Source organism: Clostridium sp. UBA1652 (assembly GCF_002320975.1).
Lineage (GTDB): Bacteria > Bacillota > Clostridia > Clostridiales > Clostridiaceae > Clostridium_T > Clostridium_T intestinale.
Map to the genome: position 1 here is coordinate 41066 of NZ_DCLI01000095.1, position 24615 is coordinate 65680.

The following is a 24615-nucleotide window of genomic DNA, read 5'->3' on the forward strand; positions in this document are numbered from 1 at the left end:
CCCGTGCCAACTTTTCTAATATGTAATTTAAGGAATATATGAATTAATATGGTTTAACATAGGGTACTTATTACTTATATTTATGCATTTTTACCACTAAAAGTATTCCATTTCTCTAATTATTTATTTTTCTAATAAATTTTTTATTAATCTTTTATATCAAAATGATNNATCATTTTGATATAAAAGATTGTATTTATTGATAATTATAATCCCAACTCTTTTCCTTCTAAAACCTCAATATATTTTTATCAAAGTGATAACAAGACCTTTTTTATTATACAACAGGATAATAAATCTGAACATACCCAATTAAAAATTAATATATGTACGTCTTTATTGAATATGATATAATAAAATAGTTTGAAAACATTCGTGTTAATATAAAGTTTTTTAGGAGGAGTATAATATATGTTTACTTTGTTAGAATTCTTTCAACCTGAAACCTTAGAAGATGCCTACAATAAATTAGTGGCTAGAAAGACTAATACCATTCTAGGAGGATGTGCCTTTTTAAAAATGGGGTCAAAAAGGATAGGTACAGGAATAGACCTTTCAAAGCTTAACCTTAATTACATAAATGAAACTGATGATTATATAGAAATAGGTTCTTCAACTACATTTAGAGATATAGAAACAAGTGAAGCATTAAACAGCTACTTTAATGGAGTATTAAAAGAAGCAGTTAAAGATATTATTGGGGTTCAATTTAGAAATATAGTAACTGTAGGGGCTTCAGTTTATTCAAAATACGGTTTTTCTGATTTTATAACTGCCTTATTAGCCCTTGATACAGAAGTAGAGCTATATAAAGGTGGAAGACTAAGCCTTCAAGATTTTTTAATAAAACCCTATGAAAAAGACATATTAACTAAAATTTATATAAAGAAAAATGATAGAAAAGCTAGTTATAAATCTTTAAGAAATTCAAAAAGTGATTATCCTATATTAAATGTAACTGTATCTAAACTTAATGATGATTTCAAAATAGTTGTAGGGGCTAGACCTGCCACTGCAAAAATCTCTATAGATGCGTCAAAGTTTTTATCAAAGGAAGGCTTTAGCGAGGCTTCTTTAAATAAAGCTCTAGATATAATGAGCTCTGAACTTATATTTGGAACCAATATGAGAGCTACTTATGAATACAGACAAGCTATAAGCAAAGTACTAGTAAAAAGAGCTATTATGGAGGTAATAAAATGTTAGTAAACTTAAATATAAATGGTAAAAATCATAAATTACAAGTTGAACCAGATGATATGCTTATAGATACACTTAGAGCAAATGGATATCTTGGAGCTAAAAAAGGTTGTGATACAAGCTGCTGTGGTTTATGTACAGTTTGGATCGATGGCTCTCCTTTATTATCTTGCACCTTACTTACATTAAAAGCTTGTGATAAAAAAATCGTCACTATAGAAGGAGCTCAAGAGGAAGCTAAAAAGTTTGGACAAATTCTTTCAAATGAAGGTGCAGAACAATGTGGATTCTGTAGTCCTGGTTTTATAATGACAGTAATCGCTATGAAAAATGAGCTAAAAAATCCTACTGAAGAAGAAATAATTCATTATCTGACTGGAAACCTATGTAGATGTACAGGCTACATGGGGCAACTTAGAGCAGTAAAAAAATACTTGGAGGTAATGTAATATGAAGTCAGTAGGAAAAAGCTTTAATAAAATAGATAGTTTAGCTTTAGTTACAGGAAAACCAGTATATACTGAGGATTTAGCACTACAAAATGCCTTAGTTATTAAAATATTAAGAAGCCCTCATGCTTTTGCTAGGATAAAATCCATAGACGTTTCAAGAGCTGAAAAACTTGAAGGAGTGGAATGTATATTCACCCATAAAGATGTACCTAAAACCCGCTTTACTTTAGCAGGTCAATCATTCCCTGAACCATCCCCTTATGATAACTTAATCCTAGATGAACTAGTTCGTTATGTTGGAGATGAAGTAGCTATCATAGCTGCTGTAGATGGGAAAACTGCTATAAAGGCCATGAATATGATTAAGGTTGAATATGAAGTATTGGAGCCTGTTTTAGATTTTGAAAAAGCTATAGACCATCATTCAATAATTCACCCAGAAGAAGATATTCATCTAAACTTTCCAACAGGAATGGAGAAGGATAGAAATATAGTATGTACCAGAAACGATTCCTTTGGAGAAAATGTAGATGAGGCTATAAATAATTCCCCTGTAGTAGTTGAAAGCACATATTATCCTCAGGCACAAGCTCATGCAATGATGGAAACCTTCAGAAGTTTTAGTTATCTTGACCATATGGGAAGATTAGTAGTAACATCTTCAACTCAGGTTCCTTTCCACATAAAAAGACAATTGGCTAGAGCATTAGAGATATCCCCTAGTAAAATTAGAATAATTAAACCTAGGGTAGGTGGAGGTTTTGGTGGTAAACAAACCTCTGTAGTTGAAATATATACAGCCCTAGTTACCTTAAAAACAGGAAAACCATCTAAAATAATATATGAAAGAAAAGAAAATTTTGAGGCAACTAATACTAGACATGCTATGAGAATCAAAGTTACTATAGGTGCCGAAAAAGATGGAACCATAAATGCCATAGATATAAATGCTTTATCTGACCAAGGAGCTTATGGAGAACATGGTTTTACAACCTTAGGTTTAGTGGCTGAAAAAACTCTTCCTTTATATAACAAGGTAAAAGCATCAAGATTCTTTGGCCAAGCAGTCTATACTAATAAAGTTATAGGAGCTGCCTTTAGAGGTTACGGTGCTACTCAAGGAACCTTTGCAGTTGAATCTGCTATGAATGAGCTCTCAGCAAAATTAAATATAGATCCTATAGAACTAAGATTAAAAAACCTAGTAAAATATGGAGAAACTACAAAGGCCTACGGAAAACCAATTCAAAGTATATCCTTAGAAGATTGTATTAAAAAGGGTAAAGCTCTTATTAATTGGGATGAAAAATATCCATCTAGAGAAGTTTCTCCTACCAAGATAAGATCAGTTGGCATGGCTATAACTATGCAAGGTTCAGGAATCGCTCATATAGACACTTCTTCTGTTGAAGTTAAATTAAATGAGGAAGGCGACTTTACTCTTTTAATAAGTGCTACAGATGTAGGAATGGGCTGCGATACAATCCTTACACAAATGGCAGCTGAAGTACTAGATACCTCCATGGAAAACATAACAGTTATTGCAGCAGATACAGATATAACTCCTTATGATCCAGGTTCTTATGCATCAAGCGGAACCTATGTTACAGGTATGGCAGTGGTTAAAGCCTCTGAAGATTTAAAAACTAAAATTCTAGAAGAAGCTTCAAAAGCATTAGATATTCCTAAAGATGAATTACAATTAGCAGAAGATGTAGTTAAATCTAAAACTCATGATAAGCTAATATCACTTAAGGATTTAGCAGAGAAATTAACTGTTGGTCCTAAGGGCAAACATCTAATAGGATTTGGAAATCATGGAAGTGACGTTACTCCACCACCATTTATGGCTGGTTTTGCAGAAGTAGAAGTAGATAAAGAAACAGGAAAAGTTGATTTATTAAACTATGTTGGAGTAGTTGACTGTGGAACTATAATAAATCCAAAACTTGCAAAAATCCAAGCTGAAGGTGGGATAGTTCAAGGAATAGGCCTAGCCTTATATGAAGATGTTAAATATGATCCTAATGGAAGACTTCAAAGCAACAGCTTTATGCAATACAAAATTCCAACAAGAAAAGATATCGGTAATATAATAGTTGATTTTGAAGAAAGCTATGAGCCAACTGGCCCTTTTGGTGCAAAATCCATAGGTGAAATAGTTATAAACACACCTGCGCCATCCATTGCAGCAGCAGTTTATAACGCTGTTGGAGTAAATGTAAGGCACCTTCCTATAACACCAGAAAAAGTTTTTATGGGAATGAATAAATAAATCTTCCAATTAAAAAAGTAGCAGACTGTTTAATCAGTCTGCTACTTTTTTAATTAATTTTCAAAATTTAATTATTAGAAATTAATTAAAATGAATATGTTAATCTTAATTTTAATTACAATTTTTATATTAGTATGTAATTCCATTAATCTTACAGTGAATAGAATCTCTTACTGCAATCTCCTTATAATATCTTTCATTTTTATTATCTAACATTAAATTGCTTCCATTACGTTCAATCGATAATAAAATCTCTCTTTTTTGATCACTACTGTATGAGTAAGTTTTCTGATTAACTAATTTTGAATTTTTGTCAAATGCCAATACATTTTTAATGATTTCTATACTCTGAGAAGGCATGTACTTTTCTTTTTGAGATTGAGAGCCTCCAGTCTCATCAATCCATGTACAAAAGCAGTACTTTTTTAGTTTGCTTTCGGAATTTAATAATATATCTGTATTTTCAATCCACCCAGTCATGTAGCCTGAGCTTATATCTACTAATAAAAGAGAAACATTATTTAATTTAGTCGTACTTAAAGTTTCATTATAATTAACAGCTAGTGGTCCTGTATTATGCCAAAATATATCTGTAGATTTATTAAAATTTAAAGCTTTCTTATACATTTTTGATGTAGTTGAAATAGTATTACTTATTATCCTATTTGACACCCTCACTCCACTTATTATATCATCATATAGTTTACTTGGATTCTTGTAACCATTTGATTTGTATACCTGATTTTTAATTCCCATCAAATGAGGAAAATTTCTTTTTTCAGCTACTAATACAAAACCATTCCCACAAAAAGTTGTTATTATATAAAACTTCTCCATATATTCTGTTTTATAAAAATCAGCACATTTTTGTATATCAGTTATATCCATCTTTTCTCCTTAGACGCAATAAAAACTCCCGTTAAGGAGTTTTTATTAATGGCTACCGTTCACGATTATTTTTTTAACAGGGGAGTGCCCGAATCGGCCATTACGATTTCCTCAGCTAGTGAGCCTGCATTTATATTATTCATTTATATTTCAATTAATATACATTGAATATTACTTCTTACTAATATTATACTACAATATATTAAAAATGCAACTTATTTAGTTAAATATAGATATAAAAGTTTAATAGTATTTTCTAAAGCTTCGCTATGAGTTCTCTCCATTCCATGAGATGCATGAACTCCAGGCCCAATTAAAGCCCCTCTTATATTGTTTCCTCCATGAAGCGCTGCTCCAACATCTGATCCATACATAGGATAAATATCAACTACATATTTTAACTGATTACCTTTAGCCAAATTCACTAAGTCAGTTACCATATTATAATCATAAGGGCCACCTGAATCTTTTGCACAATCTGCTGTGTGTAACCATTTCATTTTTACATTTTTAAAAAAGTTGTATAAATGCATATTACTTTTCAAACCAACATTTTTAACTTATTTCAAAAAATCAGGAATATCTAATTTCGTTTTTATATCTTTAAATGATATATTTTTTTCTTCTTTGGAAGACTTATTTATTTTTCCATAATCTACTTTTGTTGACGATAACTTTTTCAACGTTGAATCTTCATCCACTAAATCTTCACCTTTAATACCAAAATTCTTTAGCAAATCAATAATATCTTCTTCAGATTTTATAGTTATATTACTTTCAGCTATTAAATCTTTTATTGTAGCATGAATATATCTATTTTTATCTTCTTTTTTATAAGTTCTATATTTATCTTCTATATCATCCATTTCTTTCCTAAGTTTTAATTTTTGCTCTTTAAGTAGTTTTATACTTTTTTCTTGTTCCTTAAGCTTTTCCTTAGCGCTACTTAATTCCTTTGATAACTCTTCCATTTTATCAAAAGCTCTATAATAATTTGATTGAAACACTTTAAAAATATTTATTAACTGCTTTTTATCTCTATCATATTTCTCAACAATGTCTTCTACATTAAAAGTTAATTTATTAATTTTATCTAACTTCAAATTAGAATATGTAGTTAATTTATTTTGCTTCTTAAACTCACTAACAAAATTTTTTACCAGTTTATTTCTACAAAAATCTTGATGTGTCACATTTTCATATCCATTTTCATTAGCAAATCTAGCTAAATCAGTGTATTTAAGAGTAGTGATATACGGAGTTTCACTCATGTATTTTTCCAAAATCTCCACTAAATCTTGATCTTTTAACTTTCTAGGTCTAGCCATCTTTTTCACTCCTTATATGTAGCCAACAAAGATTACTCTAGTTTTTATTCAACTAAATAAGCTAATAATAACTTAACTGTATTTTCTAATGCTTTATAATGAGTTCTCTCCATACCATGCGACGCATGTACACCTGGTCCTATAAGCGCTCCTCTTACATCATTTCCTGCTCTTAATGCAGCGCTTACATCTGAACCATACATAGGATATATATCAACAGCGTAATCTATGTTATTATCTTTTGCCAAGTTTATTAATTCTGTAGTTATACCAAAATCATAAGGCCCGCTTGAATCCTTTGGACATATGCTTACTTGATATTCTGTGCAAGATAAATCATCACCTATGCATCCCATATCAACTGCTATTAATTCTGTAATATCACTTGGTATATATGCTGAGCCATGTCCAACTTCTTCATATACTGAAATTAATATTTTTGTTGTAAACTTCGGTTTTATTTTTTCTCTATTCATCAGTTCTAACATTGCGATTAAAGCTGCTACACTTCCTTTATCATCAATAAATCTTGATTTTATAAATCCACTTTCCGTAATTGTTGTTTTAGGGTCAATAAATATAAAGTCTCCGTTATCAATTCCTAAATCTAAAACATCCTGTTTATTTTTTACTACTTCATCAATTCTAATTTCCATGTTTTTTTCATCTCTAGGCTTTGATTTACTATCTTCAAAAACATGTGCTGCAGGACTTGTACTCAAAAAAGTTCCTGTATAAATTTTTCCATTTCTTGTTCTTATCTTACAGTATTCACTATCTAATGTTGCTACTATTGGCCCTCCTAATATAGTAAACTTTAAAGTTCCTTGAGGTGTAATTGATCTTACCATTGCACCTAACGTATCTACATGAGCGCAAAGTCCAACTGTTTTATCATTACTATCTCCTTCTATAGTAATTATTCCACATCCTTTATTAGTTCTTTCAAACTTATATCCATAACTATTTATTAATTCCTCTATTTTATTAATTATTTCAAAACAAAATCCTGTAGGGCTATCAAATTCCAATATTTCTTTTGCTATTTTCAATATTAATTCCTTGTCTAACTTTAAATTATTAATCATCATTTTCTCCTCCAAACAATCATTTATCTTTTTATTATTTCATTATAAATCTTTTATTATTTCTTTAATTTTATCTTTATTTATTAATCCTCTTAAATCTTTGTTAGTAAGAGCACTATAAATTAACTTGTTATCTGCAATATTAATACTTAATTCATAATAATACTTAAATTCTTCTTCATTTTCAAAATGACTAAATATAGTATTTATAGCCATTTCTGCTGATAGCTTCATAATTTTGCCCTTCATATATTGGTCATTACCAATTAAGTATAAATCTTTATCTACTGATTTCCAACTTCCATAAATTTCATTAGCAATATCAGTATTTATAAACAAATAATAATTTGATTTTCTATATAATGATTCCATAGCCTTTATATATATTTCAAAATACAAATCAAATGAGTCTCTGTTTAAATAGTATAGGGACAAAATGAACATTATATATTGTCCTATGAATGTAGGAATATCCCCCCCCTTACTAATCTTAAAAAAGTTGTCTAAATTATTATTTTTAGTGAAGTTACTTTCTCTTGCTAAATAATACATATCCTTATATGTAAAGTTGATAAATGTAAAATTGCCATTTATCAACTTGCTTATCGCTTTAAATCCTTTAATTTCACCTAACTTCCTAATTAATGAAACTAAGCTTATACTATTTGTACCTATACCATTACATATCTGCTTTATAAAAACTTCTCCATAACAATAACTAAATCTATTATCCCTAGCATATAATATAGAGTCTAATATAAAATCATCTATACCTCTCCTAAATTCAGTCTCAAAATCATTTATACAATGATTATTAAATGGTATTACTCTAATATTAATTTCATTTTTAATAAACGTAAGTATCTCCCTTACCTTATCATCCTCTTGTTTCAAAAGTACATAATTTAAATATTCTATTGTAGAATTACATATCCTTATATCATTAAACTCCCTAAGTAACTCAAGAGAATTAATATCAGATAGTATATATAATGTAAATGCATCTAAAACAATAGTTTCTGATATACTATTAATTTCATTTGACATTTCATCAATATTTCCACTATTAATATTAACTTTTATATTATAAATATCTTTCCATCTAATCAGCTCATTTATAGTATAACCTTTATATTTAGATATAAGAGACAGCCCTACTTGTCCTTCTCTCAACATCTCTAATAAGGCATTAAATCCTCGTGAATGTTCTTTTAAAAATGATTTAATTTCTTCTGAAAGTTCCTCATTTCCATCTTCATCAATCTCTATACTCTTAACACACTTAAACCAATCATCTACCTTTGGATATGATTCTCTGAATTCATTTATATGAACTACTCCATTATCTATCTTATTACATCTTAAACTTCTACCAACAAAAAAATTATGAACCTCTGAACGCGGTATATCAATAACTAACTCTTTTGCTTTTTCTGCGTACTCATAAGCACCATTTAAATTATTCTTCAATATGTAAATATTACTTTTCATAATATATACTCTTTCTAAAAATTTAACTTCGCTTTTTTCCAATATATTTAATATATCCAAGCTCTTGTCAAGTTCATTACACCTAAAATATTCATTTGCGGCATTAAATAATGTTTCATAATTATTATTAATAGTATATAATTTCTCTAATTCTAATGCTGAATCAAAATATCTTCCTAAACTAGAAAATATATTTATACTCGCTTTAATGTATTGCTCATTACCAAATCTATCTTTATTACAAAAATTATTTAATACCTCTAACGCTTTGTAATATAAGTTATTTTTAAATAAAAATCTAAAATAATAACTGTATATCCTTATATATTCTAGTTCTAATACAAATTTATCTTCACTTAATATTCTTTCAATTAACTTTTGAAATTTTTCTACTTCCCCTTGCTCATCATATAAGCTTAATAACCAGCAATATGAATCTGGATCCTTATATTTTTCTATACTTTGCCACAAATAATTTTCAGCCTTTTCATAATCTCCTTTTGATATATAATATTTAACTTGAACTTTTATCAATAGATTAGATTCAACCTCAATTATATCTAGTCTACGTAAATGATTAATAAAATTCGAATAGTCTTTATTTTCTATATAACATTCTAATAAAATACAATGTATATTAATATAGCTCCTGTATTTACTCCAACACACTGATTCAATCTTCAAGATAGTCTCACTATATTTTTGTTCTTCCCATAATTTAAGTATATCTTTTAAAAATATATCTGATTCACTTAAAATATTATTTCCATCATCCTGTTGACCACTTAAAACTTTTAATCTTTCTTCAAAATTTAAAAGTTCATCGTTATCTTCTACAAATTTTATGCTTTTCAAACTTTCCATTGCTTCATTTATTTTTCCAAGCAATGATAATGTATTTACATATAATATCATACAATCTTTATATAATTTCATATCTCTTTCTTGATGTGATAATGATAGTACTTCTTCACATAATAACTTTGTATCCACTAAATATTTATAATTGATTTTATCGTGTAAAACTTTATTTTCATCTATAGAATTCTTAATTGCATAATCATATAAACTATGAGCATACTGAAATTTAGAATGCATATCTTTATTGTTATCAAAAGCCTTATTTGAATATATATGCATATCTTCATACTCATTTAAACTTCTAGCCACAATTGCTACAAGATGATATGTATTCTTTTCAATCAACTCTTTCACTAACACTATATCTTTAAATTCTTTATATGTAGTTAAATTATTAAGGCATTTTAATGAATTATATAATACATACTCAAATTCCTCTTCTATAGTCCATTCTAATTTATTCATCATATCTAATGCTAACTCATATTTTTGACTATTAAATAAAATTAAACTTTTAACCTTTATAACATCTTTGTTTAAATCACTACATACTTCATCTAATTTAACTATAAATTCATTAACACTATCTAGTTCATTTCTATTAATATATATATAACATATATTTATTAATATTTTTATATAATCATCATTACTTATATGCTTAGGATAATGTACTATTAATAATTTATTATATTCTTCAATTGCTTTTAAACTATATGAATAATTCGGCATTTCTTTTATTCTCTTTATATCAACTTCTAAATCTACACTTCCAATTTCTTGTCCTACAATTTCATTATTTGCTACTACATTAAAAGTATTAAATTGAGTTATTTTATCCCCATGAACAGTTTCAATTCCAAAATTATTTCCTTGAATATTTGAATATGGAGAGTCAACTACATTATTGGATTCTTTATTTTTAACTTGAGCAGATACTTTTAATCTATCTGTCATATTTTCAAAAAATTCTTTTATACCCATAATACCTCTCTTATTTTTCTATTTTGTTATTTATCCCATAATTATTTCCTTGCACATTAGTGTTTGTACTATTATTTATATTGTTAGACTTTTTATTCTTTATACTGTTTTTATTTTTGATATTATACGCAAACATTCCTGCTAAAATAGTTCCTACTACTGGTACAACTATTTTTAATATCTCAATAATATTTTGATTCATATTTATAACCTCACTTTACACTCTCTATTATACTTTTTATTAATGTAAGATAAATTCTATGCTCTTTTATTCTATTGAACTCCTAATGCTTTAAATACAGCATCTTCTGCGCCACTATAGAACATTATTTGAAATTTAGCAAATAATTCTGGAGGTACTAATGGTATATCTGGTGCATTTGCCATTGGTAATAATATCTTTTTTGCTCCTGCATCAAAACACACCTGTAATGTATTAGCCAAGCCTTCAACTTTATTTATTGTTCCACCTATACTTACAGAACCTAATACTGCTAATTGACTTTGTACTGGCTTATTTAATGCTCCTGAACACATTGCTATTATTGCTGCTAATGACAAGCTTGAAGTCATTCCTACCCCATTAACATCTTGTATATGCATTAGATAATCTTTTGCAGTAGTAGATATTGAAGCACTAATACTTCTACTGTTAGCCTTAAAGAATCGAAATGCTGTTTCAATGCTTTCCTTAGCCTCTCTATCATATCCTAGCCCGGTCTTTTCAAACTTACCAGTTCCACCAACAACTTCAACTTCTAATTTATACACACCTATCATACCTGAATCACCTAATCCAATAGTATAAATATGACCTGCTTTTGAAGCTCCCTCTGGTATTAGTGAACCTGAACCTTGCTCTGGAACTGAAATAAATTCTTCTTCCATAGTTTCATTATCTATATAAGAGAAATGTACATCATAAAATTCCATTCCACCTATTTTCTTTAATTGTTCTTTAACTCTTCTACGTCCAACTAAAGCATATCTTAAGATTTCTTCAATATCTTCCTTTGAATATTCTCCATGTGGATATAACAGTTTTACTAAACCTGATACTGTTTTTCTTACTGCTATAACATCTCTTTGATTTAAGTTATTTCCGAGTTTAAAGAACTTATCAATTACATCCCCATAAGTTGTTTTTCTCATATCTCTTAAATACTCTGCAAGATAATCTGTTATAAATCCAAAACTATTTGTTATAAACTCTGGTCTCATTTTAGGTACTTCCCAACCTGGTAAATAGTAATGCATTCTATCAAAGAAAGCACTATCATAAGCCATAGCCTCTGGGAATGGTTCAAAAAGATGTGATGTTTTTAAAAGCACATCTACACTTTGATTTATATTACCTACAAAGACCATTGATGCAGATGCAGCCTTTTCTTCCTTACCTCTTGCAAAAGATCCTGATGCCATATAGTCTTTCATTATTTGAATACCATCTTTATCTTTAAAGGTTATCCCTGCAACTTCATCAAAAGCTACAGTATCCCACATTCCTACTAATCCTATTTTTCTCTGTGACATATTATAAAATAAGTTAGCAACAGTAGTTTGCCCACCTGATACTAAAATAGAATTTGGTGATATCTCTTTATACAAATGTGATTTTCCTGTTCCTCTTGGTCCTAGCTCGCACATATTATAGTTATTTTCACATAATGGAACCATTCTAAGTAACATATGCCACTTAACCTTATTCTCCAACTGTGTCGGCTCCATACCTATGCTTCTCATAAGAATATCTATCCATTCATCTTTGCTAAATTGTTTTCTACCTTCAATCAGTTCTTCCATATCCATATTAGGCATTTGTATAGGTGTAACATTTTCTATGATAAATGGATTTTGATTTATTACTCCCTCTTCATAGAAATATTGTATTTTAACAATACACCAGATACCTCCACCTAATAGTTTTTCAAAATTTTTTACGTATTTAGCATCTATTTGAACATTCTTTAAACCTAAATTTGAAAACTCTGCCTCATAAACATCCTTCTTTTCATTAAGTTTAACTGTTAATTTATCTATGACAGTATATCTACTCATTTCTCTTATTTTAGATTTAATCTTTTCTGCTTCATCTGGTCTAACAAAGTTATCAGATAAGATATTTTTTACTCTTTCCACACCAGCATTAATACTGTCCTCATCTTCAGTAGCACAATACATCCCCAAAAGATACTCAAGTACATATATAGGTACGTTTGCACCTTGCTTTAACTTTTGTGTTAAATCTTTTCTAACAACTTTACCAGCAAAATGCTGGTTAAGTTTCATACTTAACTCATCCATTCTATCACCACCACATTATCCTCTATTCTTACATAACTTAATCAACAATTCCTTTTCTACTTCAGTAATTATTTTAGGATTAAGTGTTTTATCCTTAATTGCTTCTAATTCAGAGCTCTTACTATTAAAATACTCTTCTGTTGCTTCATATGAAGTTAGTTGCTTAAGTAATTTCTTATCAAATAATAATGGTGCAGTTAAAACTTTAGAGTTATTTCTATTCCCAATAACAATTATCTCATCTGTCTTGGCATCACAGGTTAATCCATCAATTTCACTATCATGAACTCCCTTAATTAATACCTTTTCAACATAAAAATATGCAGTTATATATCTATTATCTCCAATTCTTGCATTGAAGAAAATTATTGCACCTGTCTTTATCCTTTTTTTTATAATATCACCATTTTTATTGCTATTTCCATAAATAAGCTGTGTAAAATTAGGGTCAATATGACCCTTTTGTGCACATTCTGCACTATAAGTAATTAATAAATGTTCCATATAACTCACATCCCCTTTAACTTTTAAAACCCAAAATCATCAACTATTGCTATATCAATATTAAATGGTATTCTTTCATAGAATCCATTTGCATCTTCATCATCTTGTATTACTAAGAAGTATTGCTTTGTTTTATCATATGGCATACTCTTTAATACGAACTTCTCTCTATAAGTTCTCTCAACTGGATTTTCTGATCTTGAATCTCCAATAATTATATTTTCATTAGAAATTCTATTTCCTTCTTCATCCTCATAGTAACATTTAATTCTTTGTGATATTACCTTGTCTTGAATCTTTTCATCTTGGAAGAACTCTAAGTAAGTTATTATATTAGTTATCTTTCTAGTAATACTTGTTAATGATATCTTAACTTTTCTAATTTCATTTTTTGATGAGGTACTTCTATCATTTTTAAATGTTATTACTGGTACTATTACCTCCTGTGGCATTGCTCCACCATGAACATAGTTAGCACCTGCTCCTTGTACTTTAAATCTTGAAGTTCCTTTTGGTGTAATTACATATTTATTAGAATCATCTCCTAATAAATAATCCATACTAAATGTAATAGTTCCTTCAACATGTTCTTTAGCAGAAGTTAGTAAAAATCTTCTATTATCTTCACCATCTTCAAGTTTTATACCTGATAACTTGTTGCTTTCTTCCATAGCACTTCTTTTATAAAGATATCNNATATCCATGATCTGCTGTAATTATAATATTTGCAGCACTTACTCTGTTAACTAGTTTATTTACTAATATGAGTATTTCTTTGAAAGTATCTGATGTTGCTTTGAAAACTTCTCTTTCTGTACTAGCATTGTCCCCTCTAGCATCTATTGTGTTATGATAAATATAAATTATTTCTAATCCAGTAAATGCTTTTCTAATTTCAGCATCCTTCATATCCATAACAGTATCATAAGTAATTGCTAAAGACTTTTCATTTTCCATCTTTAATATGGTATTTCTATTATCAGTACCATTACTATTGACCCCGTTAACTAGTACATCATATTTATCATTAATTTCTACTTTATTATTTGGTAATAATGATGCCATTCCTAATTTAGTATAAGAAGGTAATACCCCTTGCATATAATCTAATTCTGCTTTACCTTTTCTTTCGTTTGTAAGTAAGGTGTTTAACTCTTCTGCACTCTCATATCTTAGTCCATCAGATATTATTACAAATACTCTTTCCTTACTTTTAAATTTAATATTTTCTCTATAGAATCTATCCTGATACTTTAACCCATCTATTCTCCAAGTATTTTGATTAAATAGAGCATTATTCCACTTAATTGATAGTTCTTGTAAAAACCAATTATTATATACATTTTCTATAGTATCCTTTAACTCATTTAATTCATCTTTTATTTCTGAATTATCATAGTGGTAGTAGAACTTTCTATAGGCTTTATCTATATAGAAATAATCCTTAATATATGATTTCACCATGTTATAAGAGTTTTCTGTTTTAATAGTTCCACCTAACTCCTTCTTTTTATTTAAAAGATTTATAGCCCACTTTATAGCCTTATATTCACTTACATACTTCTTGTAATAATGTAATGTTCTACGTGATGATAAAAGACTTAAGTACTTATCGTATTCCTCAACTCCATCTTTTAATAGATTAGTTATTCTTGATAAAATTAATCTATCCATAACTTCAAATTCATCACAGTTTATAAAAGTTTCAGAATCATGCTTTTCTAATAACTGTGCAATCTTTAACTTCTTTGCAACTAACTCTTGCATCTTTCCATAGGCTTCACTATCTTTTTCATTATTCATAAAGTGGTTTATAAATACAATACAGTTAGTATCTTTCTTTGATATAAATGGTGCAAAAACTTTTGGTAGTTCAAACTTAATAGTTTCATTCATGTTAGTAACTAGTAACATAGCCATGAATCTTTCTAAACTTTTCTCTTCAAAGTTGTATCCATAATATTTTTGAAGTAAACTCCATAATGCATCAACGCTACCAAACTTCTTTATATCTTCATATATTTTATTACTTCCATCTAAGTAGTCTTTAAGGATAGCCTTTATAATCTCTTCCATATCCATCATCTTTATCTTAGTTAAAACAGAAAGTACTCCTAAATGGACCTTCTCTTTTGTATAACCTTGGATATTAAGATTTTTAAAGTTATTAATTCTTTCTTTGTTTTTAAAGAAAATATTATAAAGATTAAATTCTTCTTTTAATGAAGAATCCTGTACCTTTAACTCTCTCATTATTACTGTTGCTCTATCAGTAGAGAACTCTTCACTATAGCAAAAAATATCATATAGCCAATCCTCATGTGGAATTGGCTTTTTCATGTTAGAGTAAACTAATAAATTGCTTATTGCATCCTCTTTTTCTATATGATACTTTGCCCAAAAGGCATTGTTTTCTGTTAATTTAATTACCTTAATACCTTCTAAATCAAAGGTATCTATATCTTCGATAAAGTCTTCACTTTCATCATACCAAAATACAATATGACGAGTCTTTCCATCACCTAAAGGTTTGGAAAATAACTCTTTTAGAAAGTTTCTTATTTCCTGTAAATTCACTAACTCACCTCATTTTTATCTATTAACATTTCTTTTAACGTACATAAATATAGAAGTATTGAGATACATTTATAACTATTTACTTCTGTTCCATATGATATATCTCTACCATGTATAATTCCATGTCTGCTAAAATTACAGTATATCACGCCACTATCTATATGCTTATCAATATCATCAGAGTCATAACATAAACAAGATAACTTTTCTAATGGATATATTACGAAGGAATATAGAAACCCCTCATCATTTTCAATATTCTTGCTTAACTCACTTGCTATCTCTTTTGTATATGGATATATTAACCCGGTTCTAGTTTTTTTACCTTTACTGTCACTTTTCCACTCTTCGACTTTTTTAAAAAAATTATTTCTCTTATTTATTCCAAACAAGTCTCTTGTTATTCCGTCTATCTGATTTAGAAAAACTGGTATACAACAATTATATCTACCTATTTTATGGTCTTCTAATGCATCTTCTAGTATTGATTTTCTATTCTCAAAAGAATTCAAAATCCAATCATAATTTTTTTCTTCATCTTCTTTCAAATCGCCAAGCATTATATTGTCTATATTTTCAATATATTTTGGATCATCTTTATTTAAATTTAGAATTTGACCAGTCATATGTAAACTGGTATTACTATTCATATACCATGCACACTTAGTTAATTCATCAACTACCTGTCTTTCCCTTTCAGGAAGTTTTTCAAATGCTTGAACAAATAAACTTAAATTTTCTGATATTCTCTGAAAATCAATTTTTTGCAATCTTTCAACAAAAATACTTAGTCCTTTACCTATATTTTTAGAAATGTCACTCATTGATTCTGAGAATCTCCTCATAACTTCAATTGTCTCTTCTGATATTTTAAACATATTTCCCCACCTTTAAGTATTACCTATAAATTTTATAGAGGTAATATTCTATTTTAAAACTGACTTTTAATAATTTCACTTAATGTCTTAGCTGCAATATCCTTAAACTGATCCCATTTCATTCAGCAGCCTTTATAGAAACATGCTTAAACTTTTCAGCACCAGTTAATGTCTTGTCTATACCTAATTTTTCTTCAATATAACTAATTCCATCAGAAGTCATTTTTGTATGAGTTAAATTAACCATTAATGTATTCCAAACTGTACTTGAACCACCTTTAACTAAATTACTACCATTTATTAATCACTCATTTTCAATCTTCTCAATAGCTACATTAAAAACTTATCAATCCCTAAAATATTAGCTTTTACGTTACCATCTATATTGGGTAGGTCCTTCTGATATTCAGAATAAATAGAAATAGCACTTTTTGCTTAATATCTAATCCCATATTTTCTCTCCCATTATCCATTTAAATTTTTGATAATAAATTCATCTTAACTTCTTTACCTTTTGAATTTATTACCTTTACATCTTGGAATTTATCATAATTTACTTTTACTCCATCATCTAAATCAATGGATATCTTTTCATTTGCTAAATATGCTACAACTTGATCATACTCTTTGCACTCTTCTAACTGCTTAGAAATTCTATCAATTTTCTTCTTAGCTGCAGTCCTATCTTTTGCAGTATACTCTTCTGAATCTACAACTAATTGAAGCCTATTGATTTCTGATTCATATTTTCTTTGTAGTGTATGAAGGTATTCTGTTCTTACTTTAGCAACAGTTTGATCATTATATCTATGCATATAAACTAAACATTTAAATCCATCATTTTTACCTGACTCAAACATCCAGTATATAGGCCTTTTTTGATAAACCTTTAAATGATCTTTATAGAAATCTTTAATAAAATATCTTCTAATTGCCTGTCTAGCAGTTTCTGAAGATTTTCTACCGATAGAATCTGCTATAAAATCTAAGTTTTCTTCTAGAGTATCAGTGCCATAAACAATTCTAACAAAATCAATAAACCTAGAAACTATATCATCCTCAAAATACTCATCCTCTGTAATAGGAATAACATTATCTAAATCCGGAACAAAAGTTGCCTCTACCCATAAATCTGAAATAACATTTCCATCCTCATCTTTTTCAATCTTCCTAACCTTCTTATCATATACATTCCATTTATCCTTAAACTCTCCACCAGCATAAATAAGACCTTCACCGTCTATAGAGTATCTACCAAAGATACAACCTACAGCATAAGAGATAAAACTTTTAATATCCCTTTCTCTATCTGCTTTTCTAATAGTAATATCTTTATCTCCAACCTCTGGAGTTAATTCGTCTTGTAATCCGTATATATCAATGAATATTCTATTTAGCTCTTCTTCATTATTCTTTAATTGCTCAAAAGACTCTTCACACTCAGTTTCCCAAATAAGAAATATAGATTCTAATTTATATTTCTCATTTTTATCAAGTAATTTTAATAATGGATGAACTTTAAAATCTAATGATGTTTCAAATGAATCCCATTCTTTCTTGCTTATAGAAATATTTTCTCTTGTTACACAATTTAATTTCCCTATATCTAGCGTCTTAAAATCAACAATCGGCAATCTCTTTATATCAATATTTTGGTAGTCCATACCATCACTAAATAGTGCTAAAATATAATTCACCACCGTACTATTAAGATACGCAATATAAATATTGAACATATCAGAATCCTTTACAAATAAAGAGGGTCCCTTTTTATCAAACACTCCAGTATTAGGTAAAAATCTCGCTGAAAAATTCGAAGTTGTAGTTGCAGTCCACGTTATCCCACTTCTAAATATATACTCTTCCTTTATCATATTTGAAGTCTTATTCTTTTTATAAAAATCGATCGCGTTTTGAGACCAATCAACTACCATATCAATATTACCATACCACTTTCGATAGTTTCCACCTTTAGCATAAGTTATCCATTTGTTGAATAGATCTTGTTGATTAACTTCCCAAATCATTCTAAGGTATTTTTCATTATTTGCAGTAATATGTTGACTGCCAGTCAAATCAATCTCTCTTTCAAATTTAATTCCATTAATAAAAATATTAAGCATATATTCATTAGCCCAATATGCGATTGGTTTTCCAGATATTTTTTCAAAATCATCTTGCTTTATACTAATATATTTATTATCAGCATTGAAAAATTGATTTTCTTTCTCACTAGGGTTATTAAAACTAGTTAATCTAATAAATGTTGGTTTATAACTATTAATTCTATTTTTTCGATATACAAAAGATGCTACTTTTACCTTCTCACCTTTTATTTCGTCAAACGCTTTAGGCCCTAAGTGAATTAAACTTTCAATATTTACATCCCTTAAAATACTTTCTCGTAATTGTTCATAACTAGTCAAAAACATCCATGATTGTTGTGTAATCATCGCACTAAAAGTGCCTGATAATCTGTTGCACACCTCAATAAATATTGCAAACATATCTATTTTAGATTTATTAAAATTATTTAAAACCATCTTAGATAGTTTACTATTCATTCCTCTATTCCCCATATACGGTGGATTAGTAACACAAACCTCATACTTCCTACTCATAACCTCACATTGTTTTACTATTGTAGGTAACTTATCTAAAAGTAATACTCTATAATCTCCAAACATCAAGTTTTGATCTTCGCTTATTTCAGATAATCTTTCTTTAATAGCCTTAAAATTTACTGCCTCAACTTGTAATATAGAACCATACTCCTTGGCGTCATTAAACACTTTAACTAAATATTCTATATCCTCTTTTAACTGTCCATTTCCATTAGCATAGTACTCTATAACCTCTTCAGTTATTCCGTTACTTTCTTGTATTGAACAAAGATTTAAGTCTATCTCTTCTCTTTCTATTTCTCTAAATAACCTTCTATTATAATATCTAGCCTTCATTATTAATGCAAAGGATGCTAATTGCGCTGCTCTATCATCTATATCTAATCCATAAAGATTATTTTGTAGTATAAGTCTTGGAATTTCTCTTTCTGAATATCCAGCTGTTTTATAAATTGCATAAATAACATCAAAAGCATAAACTAATATATGTCCTGACCCCATACATGGATCTAAAACTTTTATATCTTCAGGACTTAACCTTGCATGTTCTTCTCTTATTATCTTTAACTCTTCTTCTACTTCTGGCTCTTGCTGTGCTTCTTCTAAGTAGTATTTCCATTCCTTTTGTAGTTCTTCATTTGGATGACCTTCAAGCCATAGTCTTCCTAGTGAGTTTTCTACCATGTATTTAACTATCCATTTTGGTGTAAATAGTTGTGTTGCTGCTGGAATATTTTCTTTTGTTATTTTTACATTCTTCTTTAAGGCTGCAAATACTTCATCTTTCTTTTCTGAAATGTAATATTGATACATCCATCCTATTATCTCTACTTCTTCTAGCCAATCAGATTCTTCTATATCTTCAACCATTTTTCTTATAACAGAACCCTCTTCTAATAGATTATCTGGTAGTAAAAGTTCACTATAGTCACTTATCTTCTCAAACATTTGAGGTATTATTTTACCTAATTCATTACATTGCTTAACTAAAATAATTCTATATGCCTTTTCTCTATCTAAGGTATCTCCTGTATCTAATAAATCATATACTTCAATAGCATTTAACCCTAATTCGTCAATAATCTCTGATACCTTTGTTAATACATCTGGTTCTACTTTTCCTTCAATTGATGATGAAAGTATTCTAACACCTGTAGGAAGATAATCATTAACTTCCATATATCTAAGTCCCATAAATCTATTGAACCAAGTATATGCTACTTCCTCCATTACTTGCTCAAAGCCTTTTTCACTTACTTGATTTACTAATGCATCTCTATCGCTTTTTGAAAGTTGAAATATCTCATCTTTACCTTCTAATATAAATCCACCTTGTACTGCTGTTGCCTCTTCTATTTTATTTTCTGATATTCCTATTCTATTTGCCTTTTCACTAACTGCTGCAATTAGGTTTCTTCTTGCCCAAATAGCAAAGGATTTTATTTTATTCTTATCCATACTTACAATCCTTTCACATTAAATAAGGGAAGTATAAACTTCCCTTATTCACTTAAATTAAACTTATAATTGTATCTTGTTCTAACTCTTCTTCTAATTTTTTTCTTAATGCTTCAACAACTTCATTTATATCAGTAGTATTCTTAATAACCTTTTGCCCTTTAACTAATTCTCTCATACTTATAGTTTTAGTTTTTATTACAACTTTAGGCTCTGGTTTTACTGGCTCTGCTACATATGTTGTATCAGTTCCTTTTGTTAGTGGTGTTTCATTAACTCTATTTGCTGCTTCAATCTCTTTTGCTTTTATTCTCTTTAAGGTTTCATCTTCTGCAACTATTTCGCTTATAAATCTAACCTTTAACTTCTCTGCAAGATCAGACATCGATGAAAGCACTGCAAAACTACTTGCTGTTTCAGTTCTCTTTGTTAAATTTCCAAAGTCTTCAGTAACTCTATTAATAAATTTATTTTTAAACTCATAACATTCCAAGGTCTCCATAACTTCATTTTTACAAGTTTGAATAAACCCTAATACTGGAACACTTTCTTCTTCTAATAATGATAAAATCTTATTGTTATACTTTTCTATAAGTAAAGGAATTGTAGGTATTTTACTATACGGTTCTGACATTCTTAAAATAGCCCTTATTTCCTCAATAATTTCCTTTATCTCATCATTTACTATATATTCTTTGTTGTCATTATAGTTTTTTAACTTTTCTATTGCATTATCAAAGATTTGTCTTTGTTCGCCTTTAGAATTTGTATCTACAACACCATTCTCCTTTTTAAAGAAGAATCCTTTAATATTATCTATTTTATCTACATAATCTAAGAACTCATCTTCTAAATCATAAACAGTTTTGAAGAACTCTAAAGTATCCTTCACTTCAATAACTTCAGTAAATAACTTTTTACCTTCTTTAAGAGTCTCTTCACCTGGATATTTACTTATTACACTAAAGTTATTTAGCATTAACTCAACTTTATGAAGTTCTGTCATACTATGTTCTTTAAACATACTCATCATTCCATCTTCATCAGCAGGTATTGAAGAGAATCCAAATAAATCTTTATTCAAATCCTTTAAAGCATCTATATACTTAGTCGATACCTTTTCCCTAGTTTTTAAGATAACTCTATCAACATAGTCTCTCTTAGTTACATAGTTTACAACTTCCCTATTATTTGGTGCTAACACTTCATTGTTTAATACAACCTTTATATCTTGCGTCTTAAATAAAACAACTATAATAGCTTGTATATCAATTTCTTTCCAACCAAATGGGGCATTTGAAAACTTCTGTAGAGCACTCTTAACGGTAACTTGAAGATTTCTTGATGTACTAGTTTCTATATGTGTTTTAATTTCATCTACCGCAAGTCTATTTGGATCAGTGTCTACTAAAGACATTTGATTTAGTCTTGCATACATAATATCGAATAAGTCCTTAGTATTATCCTTAAATTCTTTTACATAGTTTAACTTATTATACTTTGAATCTATTAAGGCTCTTAATCCTTCATTAATTCTATCAACACCTGATTTTTCTTTTATATCAAGTAAACTTCCATTTACATAAATTTCTGCAGTTCTTAAAGATTCTTCTATCAAGAATTTTGCTCTCTTTAATCTTTCTTCTCTTTCTCTACCTTTTTTGCTCTTTATATCTTCAATTGTAGTAGTAGATTTTGTACCACCTTTTAATCTTAGATAAGCATCTATTTTTAAAACATTTTCTATTTCATCTAGATAATTAACATCCTTAGCAATATTAACAATTACGTTATTTTCTCTAATAGATACTTGTTTTAACTCTCCTTGTGATGTTCCTCCAACTAAATCAAAGTTAGCAGTTACTACCTTAACTCCGATTTCATTATTTTGAGGCCCTCTAGTTCTGTCATCAACTATCTTATTAAAGGTAAACATATACTTCTTTGAATAGTTGAACTTGGACTCTCCATATATATCATCAAAGATTATTTCTCCAACCTTTTGAATAGCTTCACCATTATCAACAGCCATGTTTTTAATTTCTTTATTTACATCTTGCTCATCATTAGTAAGGAAAATATATTCTTCACCATTCTTTTGAACTAAAGTTTCTCTAATTAACTTCTTTAATGATTCATTAACTTTATCCTTTAATTCTTTCTGTGATGCATCAATATTATCTACTAATAAAGTTGCTAAATTATTGATATTGGCTGTAATCTCTTTAACATACTTTACTAAGAACAGTAACTTTAATACTTCTATGTCAAATTTATCGAGTCTATCATTTCTTTCTGCATTAATAATAACTGATCTAATAGATGAATCTAAGAAAGTCTCTATAGTCTTATAGAATGCAGAAAATGGTACTAATATATTTGAATCACAATTCATAAAATCTATAGCAACTTGTTGATAAGCACCTAAAAGTGATCTTTCACCTTTTGATAAACTCTTTCCTGATGCACCATGTTCTCTTACACCATTAAATGCTGATTGCAGTAAATTGAATTGGTAAGGTATAAATGGATATACAGTGGCAAAGTCCTCTGAATTTTTGTACAACTTCATTTCAGCAGTATCTGATGTAAAAGTTAAAAGGTTCTTTATGATAGATTCCTTTTGCTCATATAAGGCTTTTAAGTGACTTGTTGCACCTTCTGTTTTCCTAAGTATACGTTTTTTAATTACTTCATCAACATTAGCAGATGATAAAGATAATCTTGTATCAAATCTACCTTGTATTTTAGAGAAATCACTTCCTTTAACTACCGCAAATTCATCTAAACCTTCTTGTGATGTTACTATAACAAAACACTTACCACCACAAGCAGTACCTAAATCTTCTACAACTGTTTGTAAATTAAGCATTAAATCTCTGCTATCACCAATGTATTGTCCAATTTCATCTGCTAAGAATACAACATGATGATTCTTTCCTTTAGAATCACAGTATTCCTTAACTCTCTTTGCAAACTTTTCTATACTTAGTGAATAATTATCTTGGCATTTTTCATACCAACTTCTTGCTGCATCCTCACTCATTTTTGTTGTTTTTGATAAGGCCTCAATTATTGAATCCTCTTCATAGTAGAAATCTTCCCTTGCCTCTATCCATGAACTTCCCGAAATCTCTTCAAATACTGTTTTAAAGTTTTCATAAACTCCATCCTTAACCATTTGTCTTTCTAAATCAGCCAGCCATGGCATAGACCCACAAAAACCTTGCATTTCATTAAATACTTTATTAAATACATTAACTATTGCGTCCTTATTACTCTTATTATCTGAATCTGATTTAGAATCTATATTAAATAGGATAACATCACTAGATATATCCCCTGCTTGTTTCATATTTGCTAGTATAAAACTATCTAATCCTTTATCATCAAAGTAATTAATAGCATTTTGTCCTTCAATACTTCTATTTTCTAATAAATATGAAAGTATCTTTAAAAAGTGAGATTTACCACTACCAAAGAATCCTGATATCCATACTGCATTTTTATCAGTATGTCCTATTATCCCAGCCTTATAGGCTTCAAAGAATCTATCTATATGCTTATTTAGCTCACCAGTTACAACATACTCTTCTAATTCTTGCTTTATATTTTCATCATCTGCTTGACCAACCTTAATAACCCCTTTGATATCTCTATCAATTGGCTTATAAAACATTGATTTTAATTTAATATCCATTGT

General features: G+C 28.7%; 16 protein-coding genes and 1 pseudogene. 3 read left to right on the forward strand and 14 right to left on the reverse strand.

Annotated elements, in window-relative coordinates; all coding sequences use genetic code 11:
- Window positions 1–411: 411 nt before the first annotated feature.
- From B3N22_RS22680 to B3N22_RS22690, 3 genes are read left to right on the forward strand one after another with little or no spacing between them, the layout of a single operon-like run.
- On the forward strand, window positions 412–1206 hold the full coding sequence (locus B3N22_RS22680) for an FAD binding domain-containing protein (RefSeq protein WP_286910838.1): 795 nt from the start codon (window positions 412–414) through the stop codon (window positions 1204–1206).
- Window positions 1200–1649, forward strand: a complete 450-nt coding sequence (locus tag B3N22_RS22685) for a (2Fe-2S)-binding protein (protein ID WP_286910840.1) — start codon at window positions 1200–1202, stop codon at window positions 1647–1649. Before B3N22_RS22680 ends, B3N22_RS22685 begins: the two co-directional genes overlap by 7 nt.
- 1 nt (window position 1650) lies before the next feature.
- Complete coding sequence (locus tag B3N22_RS22690) at window positions 1651–3927, forward strand: xanthine dehydrogenase family protein molybdopterin-binding subunit (protein ID WP_286910842.1); 2277 nt, start codon at window positions 1651–1653, stop codon at window positions 3925–3927.
- 129 nt (window positions 3928–4056) lie between these two features.
- On the opposite strand, the gene B3N22_RS22695 is transcribed toward B3N22_RS22690, so the two are convergent.
- From B3N22_RS22695 to brxC, 14 genes and pseudogenes are all read right to left on the reverse strand, one after another.
- On the reverse strand, window positions 4057–4815 hold the full coding sequence (locus tag B3N22_RS22695) for a PBECR4 domain-containing protein (RefSeq protein ID WP_238902301.1): 759 nt from the start codon (window positions 4813–4815) through the stop codon (window positions 4057–4059).
- Between the two features lie 215 nt (window positions 4816–5030).
- Window positions 5031–5291: pseudogene (locus B3N22_RS22700) on the reverse strand (M42 family metallopeptidase); the annotation flags it as partial.
- A gap of 84 nt (window positions 5292–5375) precedes the next feature.
- On the reverse strand, window positions 5376–6143 hold the full coding sequence (locus B3N22_RS22705) for a hypothetical protein (RefSeq protein WP_286910845.1): 768 nt from the start codon (window positions 6141–6143) through the stop codon (window positions 5376–5378).
- 44 nt (window positions 6144–6187) lie between these two features.
- Window positions 6188–7231 carry a M42 family metallopeptidase gene (locus B3N22_RS22710; protein WP_286910847.1) on the reverse strand — a complete coding sequence of 348 codons (1044 nt, stop codon included), beginning with the start codon at window positions 7229–7231 and terminating at the stop codon, window positions 6188–6190.
- Between the two features lie 42 nt (window positions 7232–7273).
- Complete coding sequence (locus tag B3N22_RS22715) at window positions 7274–10567, reverse strand: tetratricopeptide repeat protein (protein ID WP_286910849.1); 3294 nt, start codon at window positions 10565–10567, stop codon at window positions 7274–7276.
- A 10-nt stretch (window positions 10568–10577) separates the two neighbouring features.
- Window positions 10578–10769 (reverse strand): hypothetical protein, encoded by a 192-nt coding sequence (locus B3N22_RS22720; protein ID WP_286910851.1) that lies wholly within the window; start codon window positions 10767–10769, stop codon window positions 10578–10580.
- A gap of 71 nt (window positions 10770–10840) precedes the next feature.
- Window positions 10841–12871: a protease Lon-related BREX system protein BrxL gene (gene brxL, locus B3N22_RS22725; protein WP_286910853.1), complete on the reverse strand. Its 2031-nt coding sequence runs from the start codon at window positions 12869–12871 to the stop codon at window positions 10841–10843.
- 15 nt (window positions 12872–12886) lie between these two features.
- A complete protein-coding gene (locus B3N22_RS22730; protein ID WP_286910856.1) occupies window positions 12887–13375 on the reverse strand; it encodes a hypothetical protein in 489 nt (162 codons plus the stop codon).
- 23 nt (window positions 13376–13398) lie between these two features.
- Window positions 13399–14046 carry a PglZ domain-containing protein gene (locus tag B3N22_RS22735; protein WP_286910857.1) on the reverse strand — a complete coding sequence of 216 codons (648 nt, stop codon included), beginning with the start codon at window positions 14044–14046 and terminating at the stop codon, window positions 13399–13401.
- Window positions 14047–14056: 10 nt separating this feature from the next.
- Entirely contained in the window at window positions 14057–15952 is a 1896-nt protein-coding gene (gene pglZ / locus B3N22_RS22740; protein ID WP_286910859.1) for a BREX-1 system phosphatase PglZ type A, read from the reverse strand.
- On the reverse strand, window positions 15952–16830 hold the full coding sequence (locus tag B3N22_RS22745) for a hypothetical protein (RefSeq protein WP_286910861.1): 879 nt from the start codon (window positions 16828–16830) through the stop codon (window positions 15952–15954). The genes pglZ and B3N22_RS22745 overlap by 1 nt, the downstream gene beginning before the upstream one ends.
- 118 nt (window positions 16831–16948) lie before the next feature.
- The gene (locus tag B3N22_RS22750) at window positions 16949–17077 is read right to left on the reverse strand and encodes a hypothetical protein (RefSeq protein ID WP_286910863.1); all 129 of its coding nucleotides are present in this window, start codon (window positions 17075–17077) and stop codon (window positions 16949–16951) included.
- A 226-nt stretch (window positions 17078–17303) separates the two neighbouring features.
- Entirely contained in the window at window positions 17304–20912 is a 3609-nt protein-coding gene (gene pglX, locus B3N22_RS22755) for a BREX-1 system adenine-specific DNA-methyltransferase PglX (protein WP_286910865.1), read from the reverse strand.
- A gap of 52 nt (window positions 20913–20964) precedes the next feature.
- Window positions 20965–24612, reverse strand: a complete 3648-nt coding sequence (gene brxC / locus B3N22_RS22760; protein WP_286910867.1) for a BREX system P-loop protein BrxC — start codon at window positions 24610–24612, stop codon at window positions 20965–20967.
- Window positions 24613–24615: the final 3 nt, after the last annotated feature.

Bases quoted from the DNA above. Each gene is read 5' to 3' on its own strand.
- B3N22_RS22690 (WP_286910842.1), top strand. From the start codon at position 1,651: ATGAAGTCAGTAGGAAAAAGCTTTAATAAAATAGATAGTTTAGCTTTA.
- brxL (WP_286910853.1), bottom strand. From the start codon at position 12,871: ATGGATGAGTTAAGTATGAAACTTAACCAGCATTTTGCTGGTAAAGTT.
- B3N22_RS22750 (WP_286910863.1), bottom strand. From the start codon at position 17,077: ATGGTTAATTTAACTCATACAAAAATGACTTCTGATGGAATTAGTTAT.
- B3N22_RS22705 (WP_286910845.1), bottom strand. From the start codon at position 6,143: ATGGCTAGACCTAGAAAGTTAAAAGATCAAGATTTAGTGGAGATTTTG.
- B3N22_RS22710 (WP_286910847.1), bottom strand. From the start codon at position 7,231: ATGATTAATAATTTAAAGTTAGACAAGGAATTAATATTGAAAATAGCA.
- B3N22_RS22685 (WP_286910840.1), top strand. From the start codon at position 1,200: ATGTTAGTAAACTTAAATATAAATGGTAAAAATCATAAATTACAAGTT.
- B3N22_RS22730 (WP_286910856.1), bottom strand. From the start codon at position 13,375: ATGGAACATTTATTAATTACTTATAGTGCAGAATGTGCACAAAAGGGT.
- B3N22_RS22695 (WP_238902301.1), bottom strand. From the start codon at position 4,815: ATGGATATAACTGATATACAAAAATGTGCTGATTTTTATAAAACAGAA.
- B3N22_RS22720 (WP_286910851.1), bottom strand. From the start codon at position 10,769: ATGAATCAAAATATTATTGAGATATTAAAAATAGTTGTACCAGTAGTA.
- B3N22_RS22735 (WP_286910857.1), bottom strand. From the start codon at position 14,046: ATGGAAGAAAGCAACAAGTTATCAGGTATAAAACTTGAAGATGGTGAA.
- B3N22_RS22680 (WP_286910838.1), top strand. From the start codon at position 412: ATGTTTACTTTGTTAGAATTCTTTCAACCTGAAACCTTAGAAGATGCC.
- pglX (WP_286910865.1), bottom strand. From the start codon at position 20,912: ATGGATAAGAATAAAATAAAATCCTTTGCTATTTGGGCAAGAAGAAAC.
- B3N22_RS22715 (WP_286910849.1), bottom strand. From the start codon at position 10,567: ATGGGTATAAAAGAATTTTTTGAAAATATGACAGATAGATTAAAAGTA.
- brxC (WP_286910867.1), bottom strand. From the start codon at position 24,612: ATGGATATTAAATTAAAATCAATGTTTTATAAGCCAATTGATAGAGAT.
- B3N22_RS22745 (WP_286910861.1), bottom strand. From the start codon at position 16,830: ATGTTTAAAATATCAGAAGAGACAATTGAAGTTATGAGGAGATTCTCA.